Raw genomic sequence first — 10,156 nt, forward strand, 5'->3', positions numbered from 1 at the left:
CCGGTTGATCCGGTAAATAAACAAATAAATCTTTATCTTTGTAATATGAGTGACAAGAATAAAATTTTAAAGTTTCTGATCCAGGTGATCGGCTGGGGATTGGTATTCGGCTTCCCTCTTTTTTTCACCTGGAAAGAGGGAAATCCGATGACCTGGGTTAAATTTCTGGGGTATGTCGGTGTTCCCATCGCTTTTATTACTGTATTTTATGCCAATTATTTTATTTTTATCGATCGCTTGTTGTTCCGGAAAAGGTTATTGGTATTTATTATTGTCAATTTATTCCTTTTTGTGTTGCTGAGCTTATGTTTACATGGATGGCAGGAGTATTATTTTATTCATTTTGTCAATGAGGGACCGAGGCATTCGAGACCTTTTCCTCCACGGAGTGTTTTTATTATCCGGGATGGAGTGATGATGGCTTTGGTGTCGGCTCTGAGTGTCGCTATCCGGATGACCGAAAACTGGTATATCCTCGAGCAAGAAAAAAAAGAATTGGAAAATGCCCGTTCCGAAGCGGAATTGCAGAATCTGAAAAGCCAGCTGAACCCTCATTTCCTGTTCAATACCCTCAATAATATTTATTCCCTGATCGCTATCGATCCTGACCGGGCCCAGTTTGCCGTCCATGATCTGAGCCGGCTGTTGCGGCATGTGCTGTATGAAGACAATCAGAAATTCGTATCGCTCGATCATGAATTGAATTTCATGAAGAGTTATATCGAGTTGATGAGTCTGAGGTTGTCGGGAAATGTAGAGTTGAAGGTCGATTTGCCGGACGATGGGAAAGGTGTGCTGGTCGCTCCGTTGTTGTTTATCACTTTGATCGAAAACGCTTTTAAACACGGAGTGAGCCCCACGGAGCCTTCTTTTATTCATATCCGTTTCAATTGGTTGGAAAATTCAGGAATCTGCTGTTATATTGAAAACAGTTATTTTCCCAAGAAAGAAACCGACCGGAGCGGATCGGGGATCGGACTGGAAAATTTAAAAAAACGACTGGATTTATTGTATCCCGGAAAATATGATTTGCGGACAGAACGGGAGGGAAACAAATTTGTCGCTCAATTAAAGATCGGAAGTTGAAACGGATGGAACTGAATTGTTTGATAGTCGATGATGAGCCTTTGGCTTTGGATTTGATGGAGAGTTACGTCAAGCGGACACCTTTTTTGAAATTGGTTGCCCGTTGCTCGAATGCTTTGGAGGTGTTGCAGGTGTTACGCGAAGAGGCGGTGGATCTGATCTTCCTCGATATCCAGATGCCTGAACTGAATGGGTTGGAATTGTCCCGGGTGTTGGATAAACAGATCAAAGTGATCTTTACAACCGCCTTCGAACAGTATGCTTTGGAAGGTTTCCGGGTGGATGCGCTGGACTATTTATTGAAGCCGGTCAGCTATCCTGAATTTTTAAAGGCCGCTAACAAGGCGTTGAATTGGTTTGAGAAAACCCGTGAAACGCAGGGGGACAGTCTGGAAGAGGATTGTATTTTTGTAAAATCGGATTATAAACTGGTCAAGGTCGAACTGGCTAAAATTTGTTATATCGAGGGTTTGAAGGATTATGTAAAAATATACCTCGAAGGGGTGACTTCGCCTATCGTTTCGCTTATCAGTATGAAATCGCTTGAAGAGATGTTGCCGGCTTCTTTTTGCCGGGTACACCGTTCTTTTATCGTCAATCTGAATCGGATCACTGTCATCGAGCGAAACCGGATCGTTTTCGGAAAGACTTATATTCCGATAGCAGATTCCTCGAAAGATAAATTTATGGAATTCCTCAATAAGCGGACGATCAAGTGAACGGAATTAGGGTTTAAATGCTAATTTTGTGGCCAAATTACGTGGTTTATGTCACACTTACCTACATTAATTACGGATCTGGCTCTTATACTGGCTTCAGCCGGATTGATGACCCTGATATTCAAGCGTCTGAAACAACCGTCGGTATTGGGGTATATCGTGGCCGGTATTCTTGCCGGACCGCATATCACGTTAACCCCGACGGTTATCGACAGCGGAAATATTCAGACCTGGGCAGATATCGGGGTGGTATTCCTGTTGTTTGCTTTGGGATTGGAATTCAGTTTTAAAAAGTTAATGAAGGTAGGAGGTCCTGCTATCATCGCTGCCCTGACTATCATTGTGGGTATGGTGGTTTTGGGTTTTATCGTCGGGGTAGCGATGGGGTGGAAACAGATGGACAGTATCTTCCTGGGAGGTATGCTGGCCATGTCGTCGACTTCGATTATCTATAAGGCTTTCGAGGATTTGGGATTACGGACACAACGTTTTACAGGGCTGGTGTTCGGAATTTTAGTCATCGAGGACCTGGTCGCTATCGTCTTGATGGTGATGCTTTCTACGATGGCTGTCAGTAAGAATTTCGAAGGGATGGAAATGGTGTATAGTATCGGGAAACTCTTGTTCTTTTTGCTGTTGTGGTTCCTGACCGGGATTTATATTATTCCTACTTTTTTCCGGCGTACCCGTTTGCTGATGGGTGACGAGACCTTGCTGATCGTCTCTCTCGGTTTGTGTTTCCTGATGGTAGTGTTCGCTACAGCCGTCGGTTTCTCTTCTGCTTTGGGGGCTTTCGTGATGGGGTCTATTCTGGCCGAGACGATCGAAGCGGAAAAAATAGAACGTCTGGTGAAACCGGTGAAAGATTTGTTTGCCGCGATATTTTTTGTTTCAGTGGGGATGATGGTCGATCCGGGGATGATCGCCCAATATATCTGGCCGATTGTGATTATTACGCTTACCGTTTTGATCGGACAGTCGGTATTCGGTACCCTGGGAGTGGTATTGGCCGGTCAACCGCTGAAGACGGCTTTGCAGTCGGGATTTTGTCTGACGCAGATCGGGGAGTTCGCTTTTATTATCGCCGGCTTGGGCATGACGATGCACGTGACCAGTAATTTTTTGTACCCGATCGTGATCGCTGTAGCCGTCATAACGACTTTTCTGACTCCTTATATGATCCGGGCTGCCGAGCCGGCTTATCCCTATGTCGAAAAGCATTTGCCACGGAAATGGAAGCGTTTTATCGAGCATTATACTTCCGGTACCCGGGTGGTCAATCATGAAAGTAACTGGAAGCGTTTACTGACCTCGCTGATCCGGATAATGGTAATTTATTCGGTGATCATCATCGCTATTCTGATTCTCTCGTTTCAATTTCTGGTGCCCTTGATCCGGGGATCGCTGCCCGGCTTTTGGGGAGGGTTGTTGTGTGCCGTTCTGATTTTGTTATTGATCGCACCTTTTTTGCGGGCTATCGTAGCCAAGAAAAACCATTCGGCCGAGTTTCAAACCCTGTGGAACGATGGATATTTTAGCCGGGCTTATTTGGTGTCGCTGGTCATATTCCGTTTCGTGATAGCGATATTGTATGTCATGGTGGTGATCGTGTCGCTTTTTAAAGCTTCTATCGCTTTGTTGCTGGGAGTGGCTTGCGTGTTGGTGGCCGGGATGTTTTATTCCCGTTACCTGAAAAAGCAGTCTATCCAGATCGAACGGCATTTTTTGCGGAATTTCCGGGTAAGAGAGGTGTATGCCCGGCATGCCGGAACACGGCTGCCTCCGAAATTTGCCGGACATCTGCTGTCACGGGATTTACATATGGCCGATTTTATAATTCCGTCCGAATCGTTGTGGGCCGGATATACGTTGGCCGATCTGGCTTTGGGAAGTCGCTTCGGGGTGATGGTCGTCGCTGTTTTCAGGGGACAGAGTTGTATCAATATTCCGGGTGGTAAAGAACGCTTGTTTCCACAAGACCGGGTACAGGTGATCGGTAGTGACGAGCAGCTGGAACGTTTTGGGAGTAAACTGCAGTCCATGACCTTGCCACCGATGGATTCAGACCTGACACAGAGCGAAGTATGCCTGAAACAGTTTGTGGTCACCGAAGATTCTCCTTTTAACGGAAAGAGTATCCGGGATTCCGGTATCCGGGACAAATACAAATGTGTTGTAGTCGGTGTGGAACGGGGAGCGGCCTCGTTAAGAAATCCGGATGCCGATACGGTGTTCGAAGCCGGCGATCTGGTTTGGGTAGTGGGGGAGGAAATGAATGTATACGAACTGATCCATTAATCCGCTTTCCGGTCGGTCCGCCATAAGAAAAAGAGGGCGATCAGTGTGGCCATCAGGTCGGCGAAGGGGATGGCCAGCCAGATGCCTGTCAGTCCCCACCAGTGTGAAAACAGTCCCAGGGCCGGGATCAGAAATAAGAATTGACGGGAAATATTCATGGTGATGGCTTTAGGTGCCTGCCGGATCGACTGGAAATAGCTGGTGACGATCAGTTGAAACCCTAACAGGGGCATGGCGAGAAAAGTATACCGCAGCCCCTCTTCGCTGAGTTGTAGCAGCGTCGGATCGGAAGTAAAGGCTTTGACCAACCAGGGAGCGAATGCTTCGCCGATTATAAAGCCGCAACAGGCGATCAGACTTCCCGTACGGATGGCTTTCCGCAGGATATGGAGCGTCATCTGCCGATGGCCCGCCGCATAAAAATAACCGATGACAGACTGCATGCCCTGGCATATTCCCATGAGCAACATAGAGACCTGGATGGAATAACTACTGATGATCCCATAGGCTCCGATAGCGTAATCTCCTCCGTTGTTTTCCAGATAGCGGTTCATAATAATATTCACCATACCTGTGGTGATGTTCATGATAAAAGCGGCCATACCGATTCCGACGATGGAAACTAAGATCGGAAACCGGGGAGAGAAACATTTACTTTGGAGTTTCAGGATATTGGACGGACTTCTGAAATGACGGATCACCAATACTGAGCTGATACACATAGATAGGGCTGTTGCAATGGCTGCTCCTTCAATGCCCAGGCCGAAACCGAAAATGAAGATCGGGTCCAGGATAATATTGGCAATCACTCCCGCGAAGACGATGGTCATCGATTTGCGGGAAAAACCGGAGGCACGGATGGCATGGCAATAGGTGAAATTCAGATTCGTCAGCAAGCTGGCCGGGATCAGAATGGACATGTATTTACGGGCATAGGGGATAGTTTGCCCGCTTCCTCCGAAGATATCCAGGATAAAGTCCAGATGATACAGGGAGTAAACGATCAGAATCGTAGATAACAGGATATTCAATACAGTGGCATTTCCCAGGATACAGCAGGCCAGGGAACGGTTGCCTAAAGAAATCGAAGTGGAAATGCGGGCAGCAGCTCCGACTCCGGTCAGGGTGCCGACGGTACTCAACAAAGAAACACAGGGAAGCGTCAGGGCCAGTCCGCAGATAGCCAAAGCGCCGGCTCCCTGCCCGATGAATATCCGGTCGACTATGTTGTACAAAGCCATGACCACCATGTTGAACATGGCCGGGTAAACATAGCTCCTGAAGAACTTGCGGATGCTTTGTTTTTCTTCGGTATAATTGGGAAACAGATCTGTCAAGATAGATTTCGTATGATTAAGTCCACAAAAGTAGTGTAAATTCCATAAAATGTCATACATTTATCTACAAACTGATTATTCTCTCTGCAAGTCCTTGAGCCTTTGGAAAAAATGTCAGGTTTTCATCGACTCCGTTTGGAAAAATGGTAACTAATGTTATTTTTGCAAAAGAAAAATCAACACTTTATTCTATGACTTACGATTACGCACATCTCATTTGTTTTTCTCCGACTCATTCTTCTCATATGATTGGTGAGACCGTTTTGCAAGGTCTGGGAACCGGGCACGTTTCGGAAACCGATCTGACTTATGAAAAACCGGAGGAAAACCTCACGATTCATTCCGGAATCACGGTAATTGTCGTTCCGGTATATGGGGGACGTATCGCAGAAACAGCTTTGGAGCGGATGGAAGGCATTTACGGACAGGATTCACCTGCCGTTGCGGTGGTCGTTTATGGTAACCGGGATTACGACGATGCTTTGCTGGAATTGAGGGATTGGTGTGTGGCTCATGGGTTTGTGCCTGTTGCCGGCGCTGCTTTTATCGGTGAACATTCTTATAGCAGACCCGACCGGCCGATAGCCGGAGGAAGGCCGGATAATCCGGATTTACAGAAAGCGCGGGCTTTCGGTGAGCAAGTAGGGCGGTTATTGAACCGTTTTCAGACTTTGGATGAGGTGGCCCCTATCGTGGTAAAAGGAAATTTCCCCTATAAAGTAAAAGGTCCCAAAACCCCTCAGACTCCTGAGACGGTAGCTGAATTATGCACACAATGCGGATTTTGTATCGGGATTTGTCCGGTGCAGGCTATTCGTTTGGAAGAAGAGATCGTCAGCGATGCCGGGCGTTGTATAAAGTGTTGTGCGTGTGTAAAGCAATGTCCTAATGAGGCGCGTTTGTTCGAGACTCCTTATACCGATCTGTTGTTTAAGAATTTCAGTACCCGACGGGAACCGGAAATATTTCTATGACATGAAACGTTTTTTATTCTGGCTGGTGGTAAGTTGTTGTATCATCGGATTCACAGCTTCGGACAATCCGGATTTTTTTACCCGGGTCGTTCACAACTTTATGGTTTTACGACAGGCCAGAATGCAGGAAAAGGTTTGGTTGCATACCGACCGCCCATCTTATCATGCCGGAGATACGATCCGGTTCCGGGCTTTTCTGGTCGATGCGGCTACCCACCGGCCTTCTCCTTATAGCCGTTTCGTGTATGTCGATCTGGTCAACCGCCGGGATTCGGTGCTTAAAAAGGTGAAGCTGGCCTTGATCGATTCTGTTTTTGCCGGCTATTTAAAGGTGCCGGAGGATATTCGTCAGGGGGAATATTTTTTGCGGAGTTATTCTTACTGGATGCAGAATCTGGGGGAAGACTATATTTATAAAAAGAGAATCCATTTAATCAATCCGTCGGATTCGAAGGTGTTGACCGGAGTCACTTACCAGGAAGAACAAGGAGAAAAATATGCGGTTGTCCGGTTGTCGAATTCCCGGAAGGAACCTTACCGGAAGCTGGCTGTCGATTATCAGTTGATCGGTAAGGACAAAGAGGGCAAAGTACACCGCCGGCGAACGGATGAATCCGGAAAGGTCAGGATTAATATAGGGGAGTTGGCAGATCCTTCGGATGTCCGGATTCGTTTTTCGAACGATATCCCTTATGAATTCAGCCGGACTATTCATTTGCCTGCCGATACGCTCGATTATGCTGTGTCGTTTTTTCCTGAAGGCGGGGAGTTTATTCCGGGGACAAGGCAAACCGTCGCTTTTAAAGCGATCGGTAAAGATGGGTTATCTGTCGATGTGGAAGGCTATCTGTATGACGAACGGGATAGTATCGTGGATATTGTCCGGAGTATTCATCATGGTATGGGATGGTTGAACAGTCCGTTGGAAAGTGGAAAAACGTATTACGTGAAGGTGAAGTCTGCTCAGGGACTGGAAAAAAAATTTTTTCTGCCCGAAGAGAACCGGTCCGGTATAGCTTTGAGTATCCGGCAAAATGGCCGTGAACTGTCTTATCGGGTGATCGGAGGAGAACAGGCGGTATTGCCGGATAGTCTGTATCTGATAGCCCATACCCGGGGGCAATTACTAGTGTGTACTCCCCTGGAGGGAAAGTTGCATGGAAAACTGTCGGCCGTTAATTTCCCGGAGGGAATATTGCATTTGTGTCTTATGGATTATCGTTGCCGGATCTATAGCCAAAGGTTATGTTTTATCCGTCATCCGGAAAAAACGGATCTTCGTATCGGAACGGATCGGGACGGATATATGAGCCGGGAAGCGGTCGATGTTGAACTTATTTTAAGCAGTGATTCGCTGAGGGAGGGGCGTTTTTCGCTGTCTGTGACGGACGATGCTGCCGTGTTGCGCGATTCCCTGCAGGACAATATTGTTTCTGAACTGCTGCTGAATTCCGATCTGAAAGGGTATATCGAAGATCCGGGCTTTTATTTCCGGGAGGTAAACCGGGCTACGGACCGTTGTCTGGATCTTTTGCTGCTGACACAGGGATGGACTCGTTTCGATGTCGGTGCTGTCGCTGCCGGAGAGTTTGAACAACTCGATTATTATATGGAACGCGGACAGACTATTTCGGGGAGAGTAAAAAACTTCTGGGGAAAAGAGGCAAAAGATGCACAATTGACTTTGCTGTCGACAAATATGCAGTTCGATGTATTGCAGGCGGATAGCACAGGGCATTTTTTGGTGGAAAGAATTTCTTTCCCTGAGAATACCGGTTTCATTGTACAGGCCAGAAATAGTAAAGGGAGAAAAGGGGTAGAAGTGATTATCGATTCGGAAGTATATCTGGCGCCTGAGATTCAAATTCCGTATGAACGTCGGCAAGCGAACGGAGAAGATGAGTTTTATAAGCAATTCGGCCGTGATTTTTATTACGACCATGGCGTGAAAGTATATGTGCTCGACGAAGCTTTGGTCAGGAGGACTCCTCCGAAAAAAAATTATTCTTTCTATGATGCTTCGGCCCGGTATATGCTGGATTCTGCCCGGTTGGCTGCTATGAAACAGAAAGATATGCGTACGGCCCTTATGGAAATTCCCGGTGTTATGGTGATCGGGGAAGAAATCACTTACCGGGGCAAAAAACTACATTTGGTATTGAATGATTTTCCGGAAGAATTCGACCGGATTATGATGATGAATCCGGAACAGTTTTTAAGTATCAGCCTGTTGGATGAAAGAATGTCTTATTTTTATTTTGGGCAGGAAGCCCCGGATGGAGCGTTGATATTTACAGAAAATTTCGATTACCGGCCGGAACGGCTAAAACAGAGAGGCTTATCTGTATTCAGACCGCTAGGGTATCAGAAACCGGTAGATTTTTATATTCCCCGTTACGATGTCGACTCGGTCCGTCTGGCCATGGCCGATTCGACGGATATACGTCCCACCGTTTACTGGAATCCCAATATTAAGCTGAAAACTTCCGAACCTACTCATGTCCGCTTTTTTATGGATGATGCCTGTGACCACTGTACTTTTATCCTGGAAGGAGTATTGAATGATGGTACGGTGTGCAGAAAGGAGAAAAAGATCAGTTTGCGGCGTTAATTCAATTATTCTTAAAAAAAAGAAAAAAAGTTCTGCTTTCTTTCACCCTTTTTTTCTTAAAATCTGTTTCTCTTTACGAAAACAAAAACGTTCGATTAAATTAGTTGAAAGTTTGTAAAGTTCATAAAGTTTATAAAGTCGTTAGCCCTTGCGGAACGCTTGGTTAAGTGGCAAGGTAATACAGTACTTGGAATATTTATTATATTATTCTGATAATCAGTGAGTATATTCTTGTTTTTATTTTTCATTCCACTTTCCTTATTCGTTTTTTAATGGAAGCAGGGGCTTCCAATCATTGTCCGTTTTCAATTTTCATTTGTCCATTTTCTTGTAGCGGATTCCAGCCAAAAGAAACGAACGTTTTTAATGGAGATAGAAGAGATCATACGACTTCTTCCTTTGTTATTAGGGGGGAAAGCGAGTAAAGAGCAGGAAAAAGAAGTTTCCCGTTGGTTGGAGGAGGACGAGGGGAATCCGGTCTTATACAAAGAGCTCTGCGCTACATATTACAAACTGCATTATGCGTGCCGGTGGACGGATATCGATCCTGTTGCGGCTAGTTCTAAAATCAGGTCGGGTTTGGAAAAGAAATCCGTCCGATTACGGCTTACAGCTTGGGTTTCGGGAGTGGCGGCGATACTGGTGGTCGGTTTGTGTATTTCTTATTTTATACACCGGGAGGATTCGGTTATACCCGAAAGAATAATCGTAAAAGATGTAAAATCGGGAGAGAAAAAAGCTTTACTGACTTTGGCGGATGGGCGTCAGGTGGAATTGAAAGCGGACCATCAGGTAAATATGGACCTGGGGACTGTCACAGCCATAGAAGATTCGCTGGTCGGGTTGGTATATCAGGTGAAAGATTCTTCGAAAACGCCTTTGGAATACCATCAACTGAGTGTACCACGTGCCGGAGAATACATTATGACGCTATCGGACGGTACGAAAGTATGGCTGAATTCAGAAACCGAGATGAAGTATCCGGTGGTTTTCGATAGAGGCAAAAGAGAAGTATTTATTACCGGGGAAGCTTTTTTCGAAGTCGTGAAGGATTCTGCCCGTCCTTTTATTGTGCATACCCCTCATACACATACCACTGTATTGGGTACTTCTTTTAACGTGATGGCTTAT

At 45.9% G+C, this 10,156-nt stretch carries 7 protein-coding genes; 6 read left to right on the forward strand and 1 reads right to left on the reverse strand.

Annotated features, from left to right (window positions below; all coding sequences use genetic code 11):
• Positions 1 to 45: 45 nt before the first annotated feature.
• From WS34_RS06925 to WS34_RS06935, 3 genes are read left to right on the forward strand one after another with little or no spacing between them, the layout of a single operon-like run.
• Positions 46 to 1,086, forward strand: a complete 1,041-nt coding sequence (locus WS34_RS06925; protein ID WP_013610674.1) for a sensor histidine kinase — start codon at positions 46 to 48, stop codon at positions 1,084 to 1,086.
• A 5-nt stretch (positions 1,087 to 1,091) separates the two neighbouring features.
• Positions 1,092 to 1,805: a LytR/AlgR family response regulator transcription factor gene (locus WS34_RS06930; protein WP_013610675.1), complete on the forward strand. Its 714-nt coding sequence runs from the start codon at positions 1,092 to 1,094 to the stop codon at positions 1,803 to 1,805.
• A gap of 48 nt (positions 1,806 to 1,853) precedes the next feature.
• Positions 1,854 to 4,103: a cation:proton antiporter domain-containing protein gene (locus WS34_RS06935; RefSeq protein WP_022159967.1), complete on the forward strand. Its 2,250-nt coding sequence runs from the start codon at positions 1,854 to 1,856 to the stop codon at positions 4,101 to 4,103.
• On the opposite strand, the gene WS34_RS06940 is transcribed toward WS34_RS06935, so the two are convergent.
• Positions 4,100 to 5,440, reverse strand: a complete 1,341-nt coding sequence (locus WS34_RS06940) for an MATE family efflux transporter (RefSeq protein ID WP_229057736.1) — start codon at positions 5,438 to 5,440, stop codon at positions 4,100 to 4,102. The two genes, WS34_RS06935 and WS34_RS06940, sit on opposite strands and share 4 nt — an antisense overlap.
• A gap of 191 nt (positions 5,441 to 5,631) precedes the next feature.
• Here WS34_RS06940 and WS34_RS06945 point away from each other — a divergent pair, with 191 nt between their 5' ends.
• The 3 genes from WS34_RS06945 to WS34_RS06955 form a co-directional block, all read left to right on the forward strand.
• The gene (locus WS34_RS06945; protein WP_013610678.1) at positions 5,632 to 6,414 is read left to right on the forward strand and encodes a 4Fe-4S binding protein; all 783 of its coding nucleotides are present in this window, start codon (positions 5,632 to 5,634) and stop codon (positions 6,412 to 6,414) included.
• A gap of 1 nt (position 6,415) precedes the next feature.
• A complete protein-coding gene (locus tag WS34_RS06950; RefSeq protein WP_046403519.1) occupies positions 6,416 to 9,025 on the forward strand; it encodes a hypothetical protein in 2,610 nt (869 codons plus the stop codon).
• A gap of 366 nt (positions 9,026 to 9,391) precedes the next feature.
• Positions 9,392 to 10,156, forward strand: a 765-nt coding sequence (locus WS34_RS06955; RefSeq protein WP_046403918.1) for a FecR family protein, incomplete at its 3' end; no start/stop codon positions are given.

Source organism: Odoribacter sp. N15.MGS-14 (genome assembly GCF_000980245.1).
Taxonomy (GTDB): Bacteria; Bacteroidota; Bacteroidia; order Bacteroidales; family Marinifilaceae; genus Odoribacter; species Odoribacter splanchnicus.